The 20,497-nt window shown below is 58.7% G+C and carries 12 protein-coding genes; 6 read left to right on the top strand and 6 right to left on the bottom strand.

Annotated elements, in window-relative coordinates:
• Nucleotides 1-573, bottom strand: a complete 573-nt coding sequence (locus OJB03_RS12735; protein ID WP_263788034.1) for an RNA polymerase sigma factor — start codon at nucleotides 571-573, stop codon at nucleotides 1-3.
• Between the two features lie 1,435 nt (nucleotides 574-2,008).
• On the opposite strand from OJB03_RS12735, the gene OJB03_RS12730 reads away from it, so the two are divergent.
• From OJB03_RS12730 to OJB03_RS12715, 4 genes are all read left to right on the top strand, one after another.
• A complete protein-coding gene (locus OJB03_RS12730; RefSeq protein WP_263788031.1) occupies nucleotides 2,009-4,318 on the top strand; it encodes a TonB-dependent receptor in 2,310 nt (769 codons plus the stop codon).
• 56 nt (nucleotides 4,319-4,374) lie between these two features.
• Nucleotides 4,375-5,358: a DUF4249 domain-containing protein gene (locus OJB03_RS12725; RefSeq protein ID WP_263788029.1), complete on the top strand. Its 984-nt coding sequence runs from the start codon at nucleotides 4,375-4,377 to the stop codon at nucleotides 5,356-5,358.
• Between the two features lie 189 nt (nucleotides 5,359-5,547).
• Nucleotides 5,548-6,483, top strand: coding sequence for an HAD family hydrolase (locus tag OJB03_RS12720; protein ID WP_263788027.1), 936 nt, complete (start codon nucleotides 5,548-5,550; stop codon nucleotides 6,481-6,483).
• A 163-nt stretch (nucleotides 6,484-6,646) separates the two neighbouring features.
• On the top strand, nucleotides 6,647-7,216 hold the full coding sequence (locus tag OJB03_RS12715; RefSeq protein WP_263788025.1) for a PKD domain-containing protein: 570 nt from the start codon (nucleotides 6,647-6,649) through the stop codon (nucleotides 7,214-7,216).
• Between the two features lie 1,354 nt (nucleotides 7,217-8,570).
• On the opposite strand, the gene OJB03_RS12710 is transcribed toward OJB03_RS12715, so the two are convergent.
• Nucleotides 8,571-9,590 carry a ParM/StbA family protein gene (locus OJB03_RS12710; RefSeq protein WP_263788023.1) on the bottom strand — a complete coding sequence of 340 codons (1,020 nt, stop codon included), beginning with the start codon at nucleotides 9,588-9,590 and terminating at the stop codon, nucleotides 8,571-8,573.
• Between the two features lie 1,028 nt (nucleotides 9,591-10,618).
• On the opposite strand from OJB03_RS12710, the gene OJB03_RS12705 reads away from it, so the two are divergent.
• Both OJB03_RS12705 and OJB03_RS12700 read left to right on the top strand, forming a co-directional pair.
• On the top strand, nucleotides 10,619-11,566 hold the full coding sequence (locus OJB03_RS12705) for an HDOD domain-containing protein (RefSeq protein ID WP_263788020.1): 948 nt from the start codon (nucleotides 10,619-10,621) through the stop codon (nucleotides 11,564-11,566).
• A 661-nt stretch (nucleotides 11,567-12,227) separates the two neighbouring features.
• On the top strand, nucleotides 12,228-13,490 hold the full coding sequence (locus tag OJB03_RS12700) for a sensor histidine kinase (protein ID WP_263788019.1): 1,263 nt from the start codon (nucleotides 12,228-12,230) through the stop codon (nucleotides 13,488-13,490).
• A 1,843-nt stretch (nucleotides 13,491-15,333) separates the two neighbouring features.
• Here the strand turns inward: OJB03_RS12700 and OJB03_RS12695 are convergent.
• The 4 genes from OJB03_RS12695 to OJB03_RS12680 form a co-directional block, all read right to left on the bottom strand.
• A complete protein-coding gene (locus OJB03_RS12695) occupies nucleotides 15,334-16,422 on the bottom strand; it encodes a replication initiation protein (protein WP_263788017.1) in 1,089 nt (362 codons plus the stop codon).
• A 1,017-nt stretch (nucleotides 16,423-17,439) separates the two neighbouring features.
• Complete coding sequence (locus tag OJB03_RS12690) at nucleotides 17,440-18,123, bottom strand: potassium channel family protein (protein WP_263788015.1); 684 nt, start codon at nucleotides 18,121-18,123, stop codon at nucleotides 17,440-17,442.
• A gap of 463 nt (nucleotides 18,124-18,586) precedes the next feature.
• Nucleotides 18,587-19,081: a hypothetical protein gene (locus OJB03_RS12685; protein ID WP_263788014.1), complete on the bottom strand. Its 495-nt coding sequence runs from the start codon at nucleotides 19,079-19,081 to the stop codon at nucleotides 18,587-18,589.
• Nucleotides 19,082-19,143: 62 nt separating this feature from the next.
• Nucleotides 19,144-20,016, bottom strand: coding sequence for a ParA family protein (locus OJB03_RS12680; RefSeq protein ID WP_263788012.1), 873 nt, complete (start codon nucleotides 20,014-20,016; stop codon nucleotides 19,144-19,146).
• Between the last annotated feature and the right edge of the window lie 481 nt (nucleotides 20,017-20,497).

The following is a 20,497-nucleotide window of genomic DNA, read 5'->3' as shown; positions in this document are numbered from 1 at the left end:
CTACAGCAGGTCGGGCCGGTACTCGTTGAGGCGGTCGCGGAGGGTGCTCATGGCTTTCACAATGTGGTTGTTGACTGTGCTGGGGGAGATGCCCATAACCTGCGCAATCTTATCATGACTCAGTCCTTGCTCGCGGGCCAACAAGAGCGCTTCGCGCTGGCGCTCCGGTAGGGCACTGATCCAGGCCTGCATCTTATCCTCGAGGGCCTCGGTGTCCACCGCATCGTCGGGGCTGGGGATGGCCCCGCCCGAAGAGGACGGGCTGCGCTCGGCGCGGCGCTCCCGTCGCGTGCGCTCCGAGCGCTCGTGACTGTAGACGCGATTACGCGCAATCTGAAAGACATACGCCTTAGGCGACTGGACCTCGTCCATTTGCTCGCGTGCCTCCCACAACCGCACGAAGGTCTCTTGTGTGAGGTCGTGGGCCTGCGGGCCCGTGCCCACCATGCCACTGATGAAGCGAAAGACCGGGCTGCCCAGGCGGTCGAACAGGGCCTCGAACGCGGCCTCGTTGGACGCCGCGAGGCGCTCGCAGAGAGCGTCCAGAGAATCGGGCGAGGACGCGTCGGGCATGGGAAAAGAGGTCAGCAAAAAGGAAGCACCGGGCACGTTGGGGACTCGTCCGGCCCGCGTGGTGGAAGAGAGCGGTGCTGTGGCGCAATGGCGTTGTCGACTGGTACCGCGTTGTGACCAGCGTTGCTGTACCGTCCAAACGCCATGAAAGAGACGAACGGATCGGGCGGAATGCCTACGTGGGATATGCAATTTTTTTGTAACCCAAGTGGCCCGTATACACGCAATCCGGTACGCCGACCCGTGACGACGAACGGCCTTCGACTTACGGGGACGATGGTCGTGGAAATGTCAACCCCGGCAGATGCGAGTCTATCCTTCCGGCCGAACAGTCAGTGGACGAGCGCCAGAAAAACAAGTCTCTCTCATTGATGAACGGATTGGCCGGAAAGGGCCCGATGTGTCTGAGTCGTCAATACGAGTCTGCGGAAGAGGGCTGGACGAGCATCTCTTGCTTTGGCTCCTGCGTTCCCGGCTCCTTTGGGGCAGGCGTGCACGCGCTCTGATAAACGAAAACAGCAAGCAGCCCCAGCACGGCCCCCCGCACGGCGTACGTGAGCACAGCTTTCGTGGGGGCCGAACGGGAGGAGGGGTTTTTCCAGCCCATGACTCCGCCCGCGACCGCCCCGCCAGCCGGAAGGCACCATCCCCCTGGGGGAGAAAATACCCACGCTAGGACTCCTACCAGAGAAAGAACCACAACCACACCGCTCAGCCATGAGGCCCAGGACAAAATGTCTCTGAACGTTGTCTCCTGGTTGCTCATGTCGGGTTGGATGGGCGCATTTGATATATGCAGATGGACATCGGTGGACGAGGGTCGGTGGCCCCCTGACCTGCAGACCTGAAGGCAACGGCGTAACGGTTTTGTCTACGTAGCAGTCCTACTTGCTGACGCCGAGCAGTTCCTAAAACCCTGAGGCGCGTCCTTGGTGCGGTGGTCGGCACTGGTCTCTTCGCGTCCGCGTACTGATTGACCGGGAGGCCGATGTGCAGACACGCGCCACAGAGGGAAAAGGTTAAACTTGGTATCTGCATTGTGGTGTCCCGACCACCCAGGGCGCCCCCTCGCTCGTGCTGTAGACCGTCTCGATCAGTCTTCCAGGGGGGCCGTCCGCGCGGATCTATGAGAGGCATCTGCAGGTCGTGTAGTCAGAATCCCGTCCCCATGGTGAGCCTTTGCGAGACCGGGCAACATACATTACAGGGCCGTGGACTGACACGTAAACCGTGGATGAGCACCGCTGTACATTCAACTGCGTACATGTCAATATCGAAAACCCAATTTAGAGCACAGTCATAGTCCTGTGGTCCTCTGTGACAGGCGCTTCGTCTGACGCCAGGCGCAGAGGCTGCTGCACCGATCGAGCACGGCGGCCACCGATGTACCATTCATGCCCGCCGCTTCCTGCCAGCTCACCATCCCTCCGAGAGCATGAACGCCCGCATCAACTTTTTTCCCCTACTCGTCGGGTTTTGCGTAGTCCTCCTCGCACTCGGGGCCCCCAGCCCGGTTTCCGCACAGGAGGGCGCGTCACTGAGCGGTTACGTGCGGGATGGCGAAACGGGTGAGACACTAATCCAGGCGAGCGCCGTCATTGAAGGAACCAGCCGAGGGGCAGCCACCAACGATGAGGGGTACTACACGATTCAGGATCTCTCCGCCGGGACGTACACGATCGTGTTTTCGTACATCGGCTACCAAACCCGCTCGGAGACGGTTACGCTGTCGACTGGTGACGAGCGCCGGCTCAACGTAACGCTTCGGCCGGAGGGAATCGCGGGTGAGGAAGTGGTCGTGACCGGGGACGAGTCCGATGCGGACCGCTCCATGGGCATGGACCAGGTGGAGACCGCCCTGATCAAAGAACTACCTTCTGTGCTGCAGCCGGATGTTTTCCGGACGCTCAAGCTCCTGCCCGGCGTGAAGACGGCGTCGGACTACTCCAGCAATTTGTACATCCGTGGGGGGAGTCCGGGCCAGAATCTAATCCTACTTGACGGCACCACGGTTTACAACCCGACCCACTTCTTTGGCTTCTTCTCCACGTTCAACCCCGACGCGATCAAAGACGTGCAGCTCTACAAGGGGGCCTATCCGGTCGGGTACGGCGGGCGGTTGGGGGGCGTCGTCGACATCCGCAACAAAGACGGCAACCGGCAGGGCGTCGGCGGCGGCGTGAGCCTGGGACTGCTCGCCTCTCGCGCCTACATCGAAGGCCCCTACGGAGGGACGGGGGAGTCGGCAAACGGCTCGTACATGATTGCCGTGCGGCGTTCGACCCTGGAGCCTGTGCTGGCGGGACTGCGGAGCACGGACACGGACGGCATTCCCGAGGCGTTTGCGTTTTACGACGTGAATGCGAAAATCAACTACGATGCCGGCCCCGACGATAAGCTTTCTCTTGCCCTGTACGGGGGACAAGACCGACTGGACCTCCAATTCCAGGACGCCGGCCGGTTCGACATCGACTATGGGAACCAGACGATTAGCGCTGACTGGACCCATCTTTTCGGGAGCCAGGCCTTCTCGACCCTGCAGGTCACCGGCTCGCGGTACCGAAGCACGCCCGTGGCCAACGTTGCCAACACCCAGTTTGAGCAGCAAAACGGGGTCGACGACGTATCGGTAAATGCGGACGTGGAGTATACGGCCAGTTCAGAGCACACCCTGAAGGGGGGCGCCCAGTGGAGCTCGCTCTCGTTCCAGCTGCAGGAGTCCTTCGACGGCTCCGTCAACTACGACCAGGACCTTCGGAGCCAGCAGGCAGCACTGTACCTGAAAGACACGTACGAGCCGACAGGAGACTGGACCCTGGAGGCGGGGCTTCGGGGCTCCTATTTTCAGAAAGGGAGTTTCTGGCGGCTCTCGCCCCGCCTATCGGTCGAGTACTCGCTCTCCTCTTCGGTGCAGCTACAGGCCGCGTACGGGCGCTACCACCAGTACTTGACCCTGGAGACAAGTCAGCTCTTCACGGGCTTCGACACGTGGCTGATGGCCGATCAAGGCGTGCCCCCCTCTTCAAGCGATCAACTGGCAGTGGGGCTTACGACGGAGTTTGGGAACGGCTGGCAGGCGGAGATCGAGGGGTACGGGCGCACCATGCCCGGCCTGTTCCGGGAAGATCCATTTTCGTCAGGCACCGCGGGGGTTCCCTACGCCGAGCGGTTCCAGACTGGCAACGGGCGGGCCTACGGGCTGGAGGCCCTGCTGCGCCGCAAGACAGGGGATTTTACGGGCTTCCTCAGCTACACGCTGGGCCGCACCGAGCGGCGGTTCCCGAACATCAACGAGACGGCTGCGGGAGGAGAGCAGTACTACACGCCAAAGTACGACCGAACGCACGACCTGACGCTCGTTGCGAAATATCGCCTGACCAGCGCCTGGCGCCTCACCAGCACCTTCAGCTACAGCACGGGACAGCCTTACACCCGTCCAGAACGGCAGTTTAGCACCGTAGATAGCCCGTTCCAGTCCACTACCGACGAGCGAACGGTGCTCATCAGTCCCTTCAACAACGACCGCCTCCCGCCATATCACCGCCTCGACGTAGGGGCAACCCGTGGCGGGGAATTTTTCGGAATTGGTGACTACGAGCTCAAGCTGCAGCTCATAAACGCGTATTCCCGACGGAATATTTGGTTCTACCAGTATGAGCGTCAAGACGACGGGAGCCTGGACCGCACCGAGGTCCCTCAGATTCCGGTTCCCATCCCCAACCTGTCGTTTACGCTCACCTTCTGAACTGAGCGCCGCCGTTGACCCACGCGCCCCAAATGTTCCACCTTCCGCCCTTCCGCATGCGACGCCTTCTGCTTCTTGCTGCCGTCGGCCTTGCTTCTTCCTTCCTAGTTGGCTGCGATACGAATGCCCTGGAGACAGAGTCTCAGGTCGTCGTCGAGGCCTATCTGAAGGCCGGGGCTGAACTGGATTCTGTCCGGGTCACGCGTACCGCAAGGGCGGACGCGGAGTACACCCCGAAACAGACGGCCGTTCAGGGCGCGGAAGTGCGGGTGCAGCGGCTAAACGACGAGAAAGGCGTCGCGGAATCCATTCCGTACGTGGAGACGGACAGTGTCGGGGTGTATGCCCCTGAGGCCCCAGCCACCGTCGAGCCCCGCACCTCCTACCGATTGCGCGTCAACACGCCAGAGGGCACCGTCGTCACGGCGACAACCACCGTGCCGGCGCCCGTCGAAGCCGTGCGGACTGAAAATGACACAACCACGTACCCGGACGAGGAAGGCTCCGATCCCCCACAGTTCGAGCTCACGATCCGGCCTGAGCCGTCCACCCTAGAGCGGCAGAACGTGTACGTACTCACGTCCCGGTCTCTACTTGACTTTCAGTCGATCCCGCCCAGCCCACCGGACAGCATTGCCGGGCGCCTGCTCACTCCTTTCTACCTCGAAAGATACGACGCGGATAGTGACACCCTCGCGTCTTCTCGCGTGAACTCGTCGGGCCTTCTTAACGAGGCAAACTTTACCCGCAACGACGACGGCACCGTCAGCATCACCCTGCCCTGGCTTGCCGTGGCCTTCTACGGGCCGAACCAGGTCCGCGCAAGCGTGGTGGACAACAACCTCTACGATTTCCTCCGAACCCAGTCCGCCCAGCAGAGGAGCCTGGCCCCGGGGGAGATCCCAAACATCGAGGAGGAGATCGAGAATGGAACTGGGGTGTTTGGCAGCTACGCGGAGGCCAGTGGCAACACCTTCATCCGTCCACCGGACCTACCACCGGGCGTAGAGATCGGTGATGTTCTGCCTCTGCGCCGCTAGTTCCCACACGTAGATACGCTCACACGTGTCCCCATAAGATTCGTAGTGGGAGGCCGAGGGAAGCTCCTTTGTCGTTTTCCATTGTGCGTTCCTCTCACTGGTGCGCCGGCGACTCCGAGAGGGGCGTCTGGGCCACAGGTCCGGCCAGTGCAGAATTGCCCATTTTAACCCCTTCAGCCGAGCCTTCTGATGCCGATCTCCCCTCATGCAGTGGTCCTAGACGCCGACAACACCCTCTGGAACACCAATACGACCTTTAGACGCGCACGGGAGGCGATGATTGAGGTCCTGCGCAGTGGGATAGATGTGCCTGTCCAGGATCCATCCGATAATGAGCACTCCGATAATGAGCACTCCGACCCCGAACAGCCGATTGGGGCGTCTTCGGACTCGGAGAGGAGCGCCGAAAGGACCGACGTTCTCTACCGCCTGAGCCAGCATCTCCCTTCCGCAGGCGGCGAGGGTCCAGACCTGGAGCGACTGGCCCGGGCAGCGGCATTTTATATGTCTGGCCGTCGAGGCGGACCCGAGGCCGATGTGCAGACGGACCGCCTTCGTTGGGCCTCCGAGCAGGTTCAGGCCGGCCGCCGGCCTCCAGGATGCGACGAAGCTCGGGCACGAACGGCGGCCGAAGCTTTCCGGGCTGCCCTGCGCGAAGCGCCTCCGCTTCTGGACGGGGCCGATTCTCTTCTCAGGAGAGTTGGGGCGTGGCGGGGCGCTCGGCCTGACCGCCGCGCGTCTGTGCTCTTCTCGGAGGGAGGGCCCGACCGCCTGGAGGTCGCGTTTGAAGCCCATGAGGTTGGAGAAGGACAGTACTTCGACGACATCGTACTCCGAGAAAAGACCCCTACTACCTTTCGGGGAGTGTGCCGGTCTATTGGTAAGATTGTTGAAGTGCCGGACTTGCAGACGGCCAGGATTGTCGTGATTGGCGACTCCCTCAAGCGGGACATCCGGCCGGCGAATGCCGCCGGCTGTACGACGGTGTACTGCCCAGGTGACCTCTGGGGACAAGAAGCGCCGGCGGAGACAGCAGAACAACCGGACTACACCATCGGCCGGATCGATGACGCGCTGGACATACTGGACTTGCACAGCACAGACCCACAGGATAGTGCTTACTGAGGCCCCGTGCCCTAATAAACCTAGAGCGAACCCGATGGGCGGGCCTCTACCGGAGCTGATCGTTCTGACGAGGGAACCGGGTCCTCGGACTGAGTTCGCCCCCCACAGGACGAGCCGCTCTTGCAGGTTGCATCCCCATCCCCGAATAGCCTTTCTGTCGACAATGTCCCCCCCAACCGCCGGTCCCGGAGCCTCTTCAGACGATACCCCTGGACCCAGGCGCCCAACCCTGCACATCGGCGGGTCGACGGAGCCCGGGGGAACGGTCATCATTTCCGTCTCTGGCGGCACCATCCTGGAGTACGAGCTCTCCGACGAGGCGCAGAATCCGACCCTCAAGGACGAGACCCGCATCGAGGCCACCTTCCCAAGCTACGGTAACTACAACGTAACGGCCTATGTCGACGACGGGAGCGGAACGGAAGGGACGGTCGACACTGTGCTGAGCAAGCCTGTATGCATCGCGCCGCGGCCCCGCCTGACCATCAGCTCCGGCAGCAAGGCGCGGGCAGGCACTTCCGTGACCTTCGATGCAAGGGGCTCAGAGGGACAGCCCGCCGAATACGACTGGACAATCAGCGGGCCTGAGTCTGCACAGGGCACCGGCGAGACGTTTTCGGTGACCTTCTCGGCAACGGGCAATTACGAGGTTGCGCTGAGGGTGGTGGGGAAGAACGGGGCCGCCGCACGCGTGGAAGAGAGCTTCAGTGTCCAGCCAGACGCATCGGACTGATTGGGACAGAGCTGGACCGGGGGGGGCGTTCCCCGGGGTGAACTCTGATAAGAGAACGCCGGACGCCCAACGGAACCACGGACTTTAACGCCCGAAAAGTGCTGGCTTAGGGTCGAGACGAAGAGTCTTTTCTTGATACGGTCCTTCTCAGAACAGGCCCCGACGCCAGGCATCCCGCCAGCGGTCGCAGCCTGGCCGAATGCACCTATGGCGATCGCGTTTTCGGTGGATGTAACGCCGAGGGACGCTGCGAGAACATCTTCCGAGAGCATCTTCACCGTTCCCGTCGGGGGCCACATCGGCATCGTCTTCGGGATCGGCCATCGGGCGAGGCCACTCGATAGAGGATCCGTGGAGAACCAAGCTGGAACCGATTGCCCAAGCCGCGCGGATCGAGATTGAGGCGACAGACGGGGTGGGTTTGAGGTTGGGACTGCAGGCCCATCTGCTCTGCACGCCTGCAGGGCTGCCGTTACCAGTCGACTCCGAAATCCTCCGCCGCCTCTGAATCGCTTTCCAGTCCCTCAGTAGGCCGTGAGGGAAGGGGAAGACTGTCGCCTGAAGGCTCCTTCGTCACAGATACCGTCGTCTGCTCCTCCTCGGGCCGCTTGATCGGCAGTGTTCCCTCCTGCCCTTGAGACGCGCCGGAGGCATCTGTAGGATGGGCTAGGGTCGGTACCGAGTCGCTGAGGGTCCCGTGGCCCCGCCCGGGCAAGATGGGCCTCAAAAGGGGCTGGCCCACATCCCTCACTGTTCCCGTAAAGTGAGCCCCGAGTGCGACCTTAAATGTCGCTTCGCTAGCAGTGAGAATGGCGCCGCGCACGTGCGCACTTTTCAGGATTGAGACACGATTGAACCCAAGGACAACCGCATTCAGAACGCCTCCGATCTGTACCTTCGAGGCACGAATGATTCCCGTTGCCTTCCCGCCCTCTTCTACAAGCACCCTCGATGCGTAAACTGGGCCCAAAGTGGATCCTCCTTCAGCTATGTACACGCATCCCTCGGTCGTAATGGGCCCGCACAGACGTCCCTTCACGAGGAGATCGGAATGTTCGAGGCTAAAGGTCCCTTCAGCGGTGCAGTCCCGGTGCAAGACTGAACCGGAAAAGGCATCCGGGACGGATAGGGGGTGCTCTCTACTCGATGAAGACCAGTTGCCAAAGGGGAGCATGAAGAAAGCACGGAACGTGAAAGGGCCTGGGCCACTGAAGAGAGTTACGTCGGGATTGAGCGGAGACTTTCCTCCAACGAGTGTCCTCCTATGAGTGTCGCTCGTGGCATCGCATCGTACCACACAAAAAGGGGCACATCATTCCAGTGCAGCAGGCCCCTCAGTGCAAAGCTGAGTCGCTCACACGCTCTCTTCCTCGAAGAGGTTGATTACCGTGTTGGCGTTGCCGATATCGAGCCCCACGGCTCGATCCCGGCGGGCGACATCCGCGGCGTGTAGCGCATACCCCTGACTGATAAACGAAGCGGGGTCAGGGACGATCTTCAAGGACAAAATGTCCCCGAACTCATCGGTGAAGTCGTCGACAAGCTCGTCGAACAGCGCCCCGCCCCCACCGACGTACATCTTTTCTGCGCGACCGAAGTCACTGTCGTCGAACGCTCGCTTGAGTGTCGGGGAAACAACGTCCTCGTAGTAGGTCGACAGCACATCTTGACGCAGATCGGTAAGGTCCATCTTCCTTCGACCGATCACGATCGTGCCCTCGCGCATCGCCATGTCAAGCTGATGGTCCGTAAGCATGTCCAGGTAATGCTCCTGCTGAAGACGATCAGACATGAGCTTTGTGGCGTACTGAAGGCCACTGGCGGATGTGGTGGTTCTCTGTACGATGCCAGAGGGAAGGCTGAGGGCAGCCTCCATGGTGCCGTACCCGAGCCCGACGGCAAAGAACGGATCGCGCTCGTTTAGCTTCCCCCGCCGTACTCCGGAAATAAACCCTTCAATTTCGGGAATGACCTCGACCTGGTCAACTTCAACCTCGATGCTAACATCCGGGCTTTTCCCAAAAGTGCGCCCGTCAATGTCAATAGTGTGCGCTCCTTCCACCAGGTCCTTCGCCGCATCCCGATTGGCCCCGTAGGTGGAAGACGGGAATCCCGTGGTGATGCACATCGGACCTTCAATCCCGGACTTAGCTACCGCCAGAGCGGCCCGTAGCAACAGGCGATAGTCCAGATCGGACGGAGCGTTGTTGATGCCCTTGTGCGGGGTATTTCCTTCAAGCAGGGCAAGTTCGCCGACGACATAGCTGCTCCCGTTGTGGTTAATCTTCAACCCAGTGAGCAGGTTGTTCGATACGTCGACGAGTTCAGCAGTGCTGGCCTCGAATACGCTTGGAAACTCTTTGGTTTTAAACATTACACGTGGCAAATATTTCGGGAAAAAGTGACCCTGAAGGAGAATCGTTACTGAGGAAGACGAAATGGACCAACAGTACACTGTCGAGTGCTAATTTCATTCTTTCATCTGTTGAGTCTCCTTATGCATCTGGTCACGAGGTAAACGAAAAGAGAATGGTCTAGGTGACTCTCGGCCACCGATGTCCTGGAACAGTCAAGTCGACGCGATCGGGTCCATAAAAGCATTCTCAGCTTAAAGGGATGGAGTCTGTGGGGGTGTCGATCTCAGCGTGCGGGGACGGCGGGGAAGGCTTTATGACGGTCGATCCTATCCCGGCGCAATAAACATGCCGAAGTACGAAACCCCCGACCCTACGCGCTTGCTTAACAAAAGGACGAGGAAGAACGGACCTTGACCGGGCTCACAGTGAAGTGGAAGCACGAGCGCCGGTCTCCCGCACTTCTGGTATACAAACTCGCTTTGCCGCGGCCACGGGGTTTTATGACGCGACGACCTCCGCCTCCGGTATTTTCGAACCAGTTCTCAGACGCCAAATAACAGTCAGGCTGTCCTCGCATAGCTCTGGTCCAGTGTCTTGACTGCGGACCACACACGAATCGATCCCAAGGAAGTTAGTGTATTTGGTCCCCCCCTGGGGTCTGCACCTGTTGGCTCTTCGAGGGAGGCTCCCTGTCAGGAGCCACCTGCTCACTAAACCGACAACCCCACGGTCTCGATGCTCCAGCTGTTCATTCGAGAATGCCTGAAACGATAATTATCAGACTGAGCACGACCCTGTCGTAAGTGCCCCATGCGGTCGTGGGACCTGTAGACTACACTCAGGCCTACGGCTGTGTGACGGGCATCTGGATCTGGGAAACAAGGGCACCATGGGGGCCTACGCTCGCATCCGATACTCGTGCAAGACCAGGTATCCATGGGCAGTAGGTCCCCTTCCCGTGGAACGAGCCTGGAGGGCTGAACCCCTTTCCGAGTGACGTGTATCTTTTTGGCGACCTTCATCGTCACCTGCTTCGTCCTGGCTGATGGACAACACGGACCCTCCCGGCGCCACCGAGGAGCAAATTGACCTGGACGTGCCCCTGCTTCCGCGGGGGCTTTCAGAAGTCTTAGCGCCTCTCCATGAATCAGGGGGCGTCGGTCTGGAGGCCATTTCCGCAGCGATAAATGCAGACCCCCGTCTCGAGAGGCGGATCCTGAATCACATCAACGGCCGGCTCCGGCGGCCAATTGATAATCTGGAGCGGGGGGTTCAGATGATCGGCCCGATAACGGCGGCAGGACTGATCGTGGAGCTGAGCATGCGGCGGTGGAATGCGCTCCTGAAGGGCCCTGCTGCTCCGTGCCTCACCCGTCTCATCTACCACAGCGAAGCGACAGGGGCGCTCGTGCAGAGGATGCTGCATGATCGGCCTGGTGAAGACACCGAGCCGGACCGGGACCAGAAGACGCTGCTGCGGTGGGAGGGGTTTACCAAGGGGCTCATCCACGACCTGGGCAAGCTCGTGTTGATCTACAACTACCCGGAGACAGCGGCTGCCCTCTACGACCAACGCCAAGCCGGTCGGGAATATAGAAATGCCAGCCCCCGAGTTCGCGAGCGTGCGGCCTTCGGCTACGACCATGCTGAGGCGGGAGCGTGGGCGGCGAAGACGTTGGATCTCCCGGAGTCTCTGGCCACGGTCGCGAAGCAACATCACGACGACGAGGTGACAGAGGCGAATCGGGACGTGCGTGCAGTCCACGTGGCCAACCTCTTGACGAAGACCATGGGGCCTGAGTTTGCGGGACTCAGCGCAGTCGAGGTAACCCTCGACTGGGAGACGTGCGCGGAGGACCCAGTCTGGGCAGACTGGACGCAAGACGCGTCGAGTCCGGACCTGGAGGCGTTGCGGGAGAAGTTCACGCAGAAGAGCGTTCTCTACACCCAATTTCTTCTGGACCTGCCGGGTGCGGAGTCGTTCTCAGATTGACAGCCCACTGGTTTTGCGTCCCCGTCCTACCAATATCGGGGGAGGCCCATCCGTCTCTAGCGGCCATCCTTTGCCCTCGTTGTTTCCCAAAGTTGAGACTGCCGACGTGCTCCTCCAGGCAAAGCCGCGCCGCAGGGAAGGTTCTGTTCCCAAACCGGACAGATCTGTTCCGGTCTTGCCTCGGCGATGCTCCCTCTACGGAGTGCCCCCTCGACGGCCGATACTATCCGCCGAGACCACATGCCGGGTTGGACGTGGGCTTTCTCTTGGGCGTGGGCTCCCTCTCCCTATTTCGATTGTGCTGAGGCCTTCGAACCTCGACAGATTCTCGAAGTCGCTTGGGCTGCTGCTGCATTCATCGTCTGCCCCAACAACTCAAGCTCCGATCTGTGCGCCCACACGCACTGTCTGGAGATGAGCCTGGGCTCGCCCGATGAAGGTCCGTTCCGGCGAATTATTTGCCCGTGCGCGTCATAATTGAATTCGAGAGGGGCTCGCCTTAGCATGCCACAGAACGACAGGAAAAGGGGGCTTCCTCGCGTTGCCAATCCCGATTTGCACTGAGGTACCTACCATGCCTGACGGCAAGACAAAACGACACTCAGAGGAGGGCTCGTCTCCGGAGAGTTCTTCCTCGAACGAGCAGTCGGTCTTCCGACGAATGTACCGGATTACCGCCGACGGGGAGGCGACCTTTGAGGAGAAGACCCGTCGCCTGATCGACCTCGGCAGAAGACACCTGGAGCTTCCCTACGGATTTCTGACCCGCATTGAAGAGACAAAGTCCCTCGGGGACGAAGAGGACGACGCGCCCCCCGAATCAGTAGGGGCATCCTCGGGACAGGCAAAGGCCACCCAGAAAATCTTGTACGCCTCCGGCGACCATCCACTTCTTCAGTCGGGGGAGACTTGTCCGCTCTCGGAGGCCTACTGCCGGCGAACCATTGGCCAGGAGGAGCTTCTGTCAATCCAGAATGCGCCGGCCGACGGCTGGAAGGCGGATCCGGCCCGAGAGCGGTTCGGGTTCGGCGCGTACATTGGGTCCCGGATTGAGGTGGAGGGAGAACTCTACGGCACGTTCTGCTTTGCATCCCAAGAAGCCCGGGCCCGTCCGTTCAGCAACGAAGACGAAGCACTCGTGGAGCTTCTGACCCGCTGGGCGAGCTACGAGCTCGAGCGACAGCGCTCCCGAGAGCGCACTGAGCAGTTTGCCGAGCTGGTCACCCACGACCTCCGAAATCCGTTGAATGCGGCCCAGATGAACCTGTACATGGCCCGGCATCTCTTCGACTCCGAGGATCTCGACTCGAACGAGCCATCGGAGGCCCTCGACGACGAGCATGGTGAGGAAAAGACCAAGGTGGAAAAGCTGCAGAAACACCTGCGGATCTCCAAACGAGCCCTGGACCGCATGGAGGGAATCATTACCGACACCCTTGCCCTGGCGCACGGGGATCAGAACCTCGGGCCCGACGATGTGACGGCGGTTCGGTTCAGAGATGCCGCCGAGGCGTCCTGGGAGCAAGCTGGTAGTCCGGACGCAACGCTCTGCGTCGAGAACGAGGCTAGAACCGAGGGTTCCTCGAAGACGTGTTCGGGCTTTCTGGCCCACGAGGGGCGCCTGCGGCAACTCCTGGAGAACCTATTCCGCAATGCCATTGACCACGCCGGGAGGGCGGCCACCGTGACGGCCAGCAGAACCGAAGACGGGTTCTTTGTCGCGGACGACGGCCCAGGTATCCCTCCTGAGCAACGCGAGACCGTTTTTGAGGCGGGGCACAGCACCCGTGAGGGAGGAACTGGGCTGGGGCTTGTGATTGTCCGGGAAGTCGCGGAAGCCCACGGCTGGTCCCTGTCGGTGTCCGAGAGCAACAGTGGAGGAGCCCGATTCGAGATCGCTGGTGTTGAGCCGGCAGCACTTTGACCGTGGTCGCCGGTCCTGGCCTCTTCAAAGGGGGGGACGACCGGTCCTTAATTCCGGACTACTTGAGTAACTGCCTCTTTTCTATCGTCCGGTGGAGCGGCCTTCTCTGTTCTCTCCAGCGTTTCAGGGGGCAGGTCCACGCCCATGCTGGTCTCGCTCATCGATATCAGTGGCAGGGCTTTTGTCTCTAGGCAGGTCACCCCGCGAGGTTCGGACCCTGCGCGGGTTCTGTCGGAGAATGGATTCTCCGCAAGTCTCTCTCCATCAGAAACAACCACCTGTTTCCGTAGGGAAAGAGCCCGTGGATGACATCCCCGGGCTGCTCGCGGGCCGGCCGGACTGGAAAGAGAGCCATGCAGTTGCTCGACGCCCCAATACGTGGTGATACCTGCGTCTTCGCTCTTCATCGAAGTTCTGATTGTATCGAGCTGATGGTCCTGGCAGACCCTCGCAGCGTAGCTTATACTTATCTTTCAGGGCCACTGCTTGCCAGTCGCTAATCGGTTTGATGATGGCACGAACATCCACCGTGCCCAAGTCTTCAGCACCGGTAGCATCGGTATCATGATCGAAGCAAGACGATCTGCCGAAGAACATGAGGCACGAGGCTAGTGCAAGCCCAGGCAGAGGCCGTCAGACCTTGTACCCAAAACATGATTTGAGTCTATTTAGCTGGCCCGTTAATCTCTGTTATTGCACGCTACTTTCAGGTATGTGCAGGATCCAAAATGTAAAGCAGACCGTAGTAGCTTCTCTGTGTGACTGCTTGGTCCAACACGAAGCTCGTTGCGACAATATGCGGGCGAAGAGGCACGAAGACGAGACAAGGATAACTAAAGCACGCTAGCTTCGAAAACTAAAAAGCTTTTCCGGATGCAGCAAAACTCTTGGACAAGGACGGGCAAAGCCGTGACATAAGCTCTTGCCTTGCAATAACGGATTACCAGTGTTGCAGGGCCTGTCAGACCCTGTGTGGCGGCATACCTCCGAGCTACCCTCTCAATGACATTCACCCTGTGAATTGCTTTTTTCGCGGGTACGCGGCTACTGGCAATCACCATGCAAGAACGAATTCCGTCCCAGCCGCGATCGGCAATGATCGGATTCTCGGCGGATTGGGGTGCCTTCCTCCAAACTGTGAGAACGGTACACCTTACCCCGTCCGAGGCCTCAGGGACAGCCTACGGAAACGACCGACGTGCCAGCCCGACTGAGACCAAGCTCACTAGGTGTGCCCCTCCCCCCTGGTTTAGTTCCAGATGGGACAGCGTTTTCCTTCCTTGTATCTCCACCTCGGAGTATTTCTACGTCTGAGTTTTCGGGCCCTGCCCCACAGGTGAGCCCCGTTTCTGAACATGAGTTTTCTCTTCTCCTCCTCTCATCGCAACTGGTCTGGATGTGTTACGGTCGAGCTGTCTTCCTTCAGCTTGACTGGAGGAAAATTCTGCGCACGTCTCTACCTCCGGTTCACGTGTCGATACGACGGCCCTACGTTCGTAGCTAACCCTCACCGAATTGCACAGGCCTCTCTTGCCGGATAATGTTCAGTGGGGGTCATCCAGACGAGCGCCTCGACAGCGGCGAGCGTTTGCGTATTGGTACCTCCCAGCCCGCGGGGAGGCCTCCGTCAGAGACAGGCTCGTCGGGAGAACGGGATGTCTCACAGGCAGGCGAGCGCGACTGGCTCAGCTCGATGAGTCTGGTGGACATCTCGTTTCCGAAAGGTGAGCGCCCTCGAGTACAGGTCTCCAGGGACAACACGAGTCGATTCACACCACTCTGAGATATTCGGAAGGCCTTCTCTAGTCTAGGCCATTTCTCGTTCCTCAGGACAAAGGATCCTTCAAGGGCGGGATGATTCGCCCCAGAGCTTTTCCATTCGAGACGCAATCATCGACTCCATGTATACTTCGGACACCTCCCCCTCCTCTCTGGTGACTTGGTCCCGGGCCTGCCCGTAGAGATCATCGACTTGGTCCTGGTCTAAGAACTGGATTTCTTCCTGTGTCCGGTCACTGAGGAATAATGCCTTCGCGTCGACGTTCGGGGGCTCTCTTTGGCCTTCCTCCCCTTTTACACTATTTGCGGGTTCATTCTCTTTCTGCTCTTTCCGACCGGGCACGGAATCGGGCATGCTCTCATTTCCTTCCAAAATTTCCTGGATAACGGGCTCGTTGTCGTGAATGAAAAAGTCGATCGACCGAGGGGAGTTGTTCACTCGGTTGATGCGATAGGTAAAGTATATGTCCGCCTTCTCTTTCAGCTCCTTGCGTGCCCTCTCCAGTACGGAGCGTTTGAGATCGGAAAACTTCGAGTACTTGTTCTCGATCGACAGCTCTCTGCGAAGCTCCCCGACCGACATCGAAAGGTGACGCAGGTCCTGGCGCATCTTGAGGCGTTCGTAGATTTGCGTGCTGTACCGCGATCTCAGACGCAGGAAGACTGTCACCAAGTAGAGCGTGAACCGCTCCTTCAGCTTCAAGAGGAAGGGAGCCATGTCGTCGTTAAACTTCGCGGTGACGGTCCCACTGCCCCGCTTGTACTCACACATCGAAAACACATTGTACTTCTTGAAGCGGGTCTCCTCACCCTGACTGTTGTTCTGTCGTACGGAAACTTTCTTATCCAGTAGATTATCGGTGATCTCGTCGACCCTGCGGTAAAGATTGCTGGGATCGATCCCGGAAGGTCCGCAGACATCCTCGATCCGGATTTTTTGTTCAGGAAAGGTCTCCATGTTGCGGTTAAGCTTCGCAATCATGGAAACGAAGATCCGCTGCTCCGCGGTCGTGAAGTCATGGCGTCCCTGGATAAGCTGGTTGGCCTTTGCCACGACCTGATCCTCTTGGGCATCGAACTCCAACCTCCGCTGTTTGGACATAGGCGGGTCACCACCGTCAGTGGGGCCAGTGATTGAGGACTGTATGGTCAAGTCGCCGTATTCAGCGTTTAGCCACTACGCCATTCGACTCGATAACGCATTTTCAGAGACAGATACTCTAACCAATTTCGGAGACAGGGGCAATTTTGACTGTGATTCCCTCGCACCCTCACTGTGATTTCCTCGCACCCTCCGTCCTAGAGACTGTGATTCCCTCGCACTCTCCAACCTAAGGACTGTGATTTCCTCGCACCCTTGCCCTTGGACCAGCCTATTTGGAAGCGTCAACGGGTCGTCCGGGGGCTCTTATCGACCGAGAACCGATCTCTCTAGCGAAAAACGCTGGGCCTTTCGCCCTTGGAACAGCGGCTGTGATTCCCTCGCACCCTTTAGCTTTAGGCCCAATACGATGGTTTGTGCAGGAGAAGGGCACTCTTCATAGGGGCAGAAATCCCCAACTGTGATTTCCTCGCACCCTCGTCAGCGGAGACTGTGATTCTCTCGCACCCTCACTGTGGTTTCCTCGCACCCTCACTGTGATTCTCTCGCACCCTCACTGTGGTTTCCTCGCACCCTCACTGTGATTCTCTCGCACCCTCGATCTATAAGTAGAGTGTTTCCAGTAAGATGGAAGAACGCTAATGTAGTAATACTCTAATTAGAAATAATATATAATGGCGTGCGCCCAGCCTTCGAGAGAAGGGTGCGAGAGACCTTCTTCTTGTTTCTGATCCGGCCGTGGAAAGTCAGACTGCAACGCGTCGAGAAGTCTTAAAGCCTTTGATCAACTTGGGCGTCATCAGGATCTCTCCCTCTTCACGGAAGAGCTTCAGGTAGGAGATGTGACAGGCAGGAAGATGAATAGCTTCCCAGCAGCCCCTGAGACGCAAAACAGTTTTTATAGCACTAATGGTGCCCCCTACGATACCCGCTGCATTGCTCTTTGGCTGCGACGACCCCGGGTAAATAGACCTCGCAAGCGATAACTGGATGGCTGATAACTCATCAGTAGTGGAAGTACCAGCTGCGTAGTACGGGCTTGCGTGACCTATCACAAGGGAAGAGTCTTTATTCTCGGTTCCAAAACAACTCTTTGAGGTCATCAACGGCACCCGGCCGAGTAGCGATCATGTACTGGCGCCCCGCTTCAATTACCATATCCCCATCTGCTAGATCTTCGGTTCCAAGGTCCGTGATGACTGTTGCCCTGGTCGGCAAGTCCAGTTCTGCAAGTGATTTTCCCACGGCGGTCGCATCGGCCCTGGCCTCAATCTCGACCAGTTCAAATCGCGTCGAAAGGTCCGTAATCGGTTGAACTGGAGCCCCGAATGCTCGACCAATGGCGACACGTGCTCCAGCCCGCTCTGGGAATACGAAGGCTCCGACGCCATCGGGGTTGCCAGTAGCTGCGGGGGGACGATGGCTACGAGCTATACGGCGTGTCTCTGGAGCAAAGTCCATAGCCCGTTGACATATGTCTACGTTGGTGCTTTCACTATCCGTCAAGGCAAGAACGATGTCTGCGTCACGGATGCCGACAGACGTAAGCGTATCTTCTTCGGTCGCATCCCCCTGGACAAAAGTAATATCATCCTGCTGACCTGAATGAACTCGGGTGATCCGAGGATCTTGTTCGATGATGGTCACCTGATGCCCATAGGACGTCATCAGCATGGCTGTCTCCCGACCTACGCGACCGCCCCCCGCAACAATGACATCCAACGTTCGCTCTCGGTAGTGTGATACGCCCATGACGTCAATTCCTCACTTCGCGAGTTTGATGAGCAGGAAGTACCAGCTTGCTCTTCGTGACTCTGAAACAAACTTCAGCAGCCATCGGGGACGGCAGTTTACTTGCAGTACTGACCTAGTAAATAGGAAAACGCTCAGAGTCACAGTTGGATCGCCTTCGAAAGTCATTACGGTGAAACGTTCTGTCGATCCCCAGAGGTAGAGAAATCGTTTTCTACACTGGATAACAGAAAGAAGATGAAGCGTAGAAGTTGTTACCTGTCTTAGGGCCATGGCACAACCGTACAGGAGTGGTCACACAGCCGTATCCCGGGCGCTTGTGTCAGACTATCTCTACCGTCCAGCTTCGGGCAGTTCAACATCGGGTCTTCAGTAACTGACGATGTGACCATGCCTGCGGGACTTCCAGGACATCAGACTCTGCCTCCTCCAGAACAAGAAACTCCTGGGTTGAAGGTCGTAGTTAAGCCGAGTCGAGCACACGTCTCATCCATTTCGAGATCTCTCCCTTCTTCCCCCGTCTCATGGAGTCATTCAGGAAATACCGGAGGGCGGCCTCCACGATAAGACTCTTGCTGGCCTTCTTCCCAAATCGCCGGCGGAGGGTAAGGTACACCTCCTCAAGGGCCTCGTTTACGTCGTCGGAGACATAGGGACCTATCTTTTGATCCAGTTCAGGCCGACGCTCGGGAAGCACCGGCATTTCGGACTGATCCTCAGAAATCTGCTGCGGGTCAGAAGAACCGGCTTTACTTCCCTGGTTTTCTCCTTCCCTATTTGCTTCCGATCCGTCGCCGGACGATGGTTCTGCAGAACTATAGTTCTTTTCTTCTTTCGTTCTAGAGTTCTCTAGTTCTTGACCTTCGTCATCCTGCGGCGACTCCTCATCGAGGGAGACGTCTGGGAGGAGACTCGACATTGCGGATTCGTGCTCAGGGCGATCACTTTTCTTGGGCATGTGAGTAAAACCGAATCAGGAAGGTATGCATCGAGGGGGTAGACTACGGGCTTCCGAATGCCTCAGGGACGTGCGTCCTCAGCCTCGGGCACGCTGATCTTGGAGACGACTTCCCGGGCCAGATTCTCGTAGATCTGAACCGCATCGCTAGAAGGGGCATGTTCGTAGAGGGTTGTCCCGTAGGTCGACGTCTCGATAATTTTCGACCGCCACGGCACTTCCGTGTCCAAAACCAGGTCCTCATAGTTTTTCCGGAGAGCCTCCAGGCCTTCGTTTACGAGCCCAGCACGGTAGTCGAGATTGTTCGGCAGAAGACCGACAATCTCGACCGTGTCGTTCAGGTACTTTCGAACCTCTCTCGTGGTGTTTACGAGCTGACTCAGACCCTGCATCGACATTCCGTCTACCGAAACAGGAACGATTAGCCCATCAGAGGCCGTGAGCGCCTGCACAACGAGCAAACCAAGCGAGGGAGGGCAGTCTATAAGGCACATGTCGTAAGGCTCCTCTGAAGCGTTGTGAGCGCCTACCTCCCGCAGGTACTTGAAGCCGTGCTTCTCCTCCACTTCCTGGAGTCGCTCTCTCAGCAGATATGGCCGGGAGGGTTTTTCGCCGATCTCACCCTCTACATTCGCCAGATCGGCATGGGCGGGTACAAAGTCGAAGCCAAGATCGGATGGCTCTGTGAGACGGGCAAGCGGCCAGTCGGAAGAGGAGGACTCCCCGTTATCACCTGCCGTCACGATAGCGTCCAGCACCGACGCCTCGTCATCCTCCAGCTCTCGCCCAAGCATCCACTTCGTTCCGTTCATCTGAGGATCCAGGTCAACGACGAGGACTGAATACCCAAGTCTTGAGAGGGCAGTGGCCAGGCAGACCGTGGTGGTGGTCTTGCCCACTCCTCCCTTCTGATTGACAACTGAAAGTGTGTCCATGTCTGAGATGCGAGAACCTGTTGAGACGTGCAGAGTCACTTGAAAGCGCAAAATAGAACTACAGTTCTAAGTCGGTAGAGATCTGTAGTTCTGCAGAAGTATACCACTAAAGAACCAGAGGGGCAAGCGGCTGAAGAGAGACACTGTCCACAGCGCTCCAGGCAAGCGCCTAAGGGAAAGGAATACAGAAAGACGATGCCCACGGGGCTACGCTAACCCTCCTCTAGGGTAAACGCCTCCCGGAGCCGACGGGGGTAGTGGTAGTGTTGAAACAGTTGCCAAACCGCAGTTGATGGCGCACGGAGTGGCCAGGGGAACGGGCCCGACGGGTGCCATCGAACTCCAATGCCGTTCCCGACAACAAGTAACTCGTGGGCAGGCAAGGTGGAGCGAATCATCCGTCCGGAAAGCCTCCATGATAGGAACTGTCGAGCGAAAAGTGTTGTCTACTGGCCTTCCAACGATGCCCGCTGCCTTGCTA

It is taken from the genome of Salinibacter grassmerensis (genome assembly GCF_947077765.1).
Taxonomy (GTDB): Bacteria; Bacteroidota; Rhodothermia; order Rhodothermales; family Salinibacteraceae; genus Salinibacter; species Salinibacter grassmerensis.
Note: the sequence above shows the minus strand (reverse complement) of the source record. Positions and strands in the feature narration are given on the sequence as shown.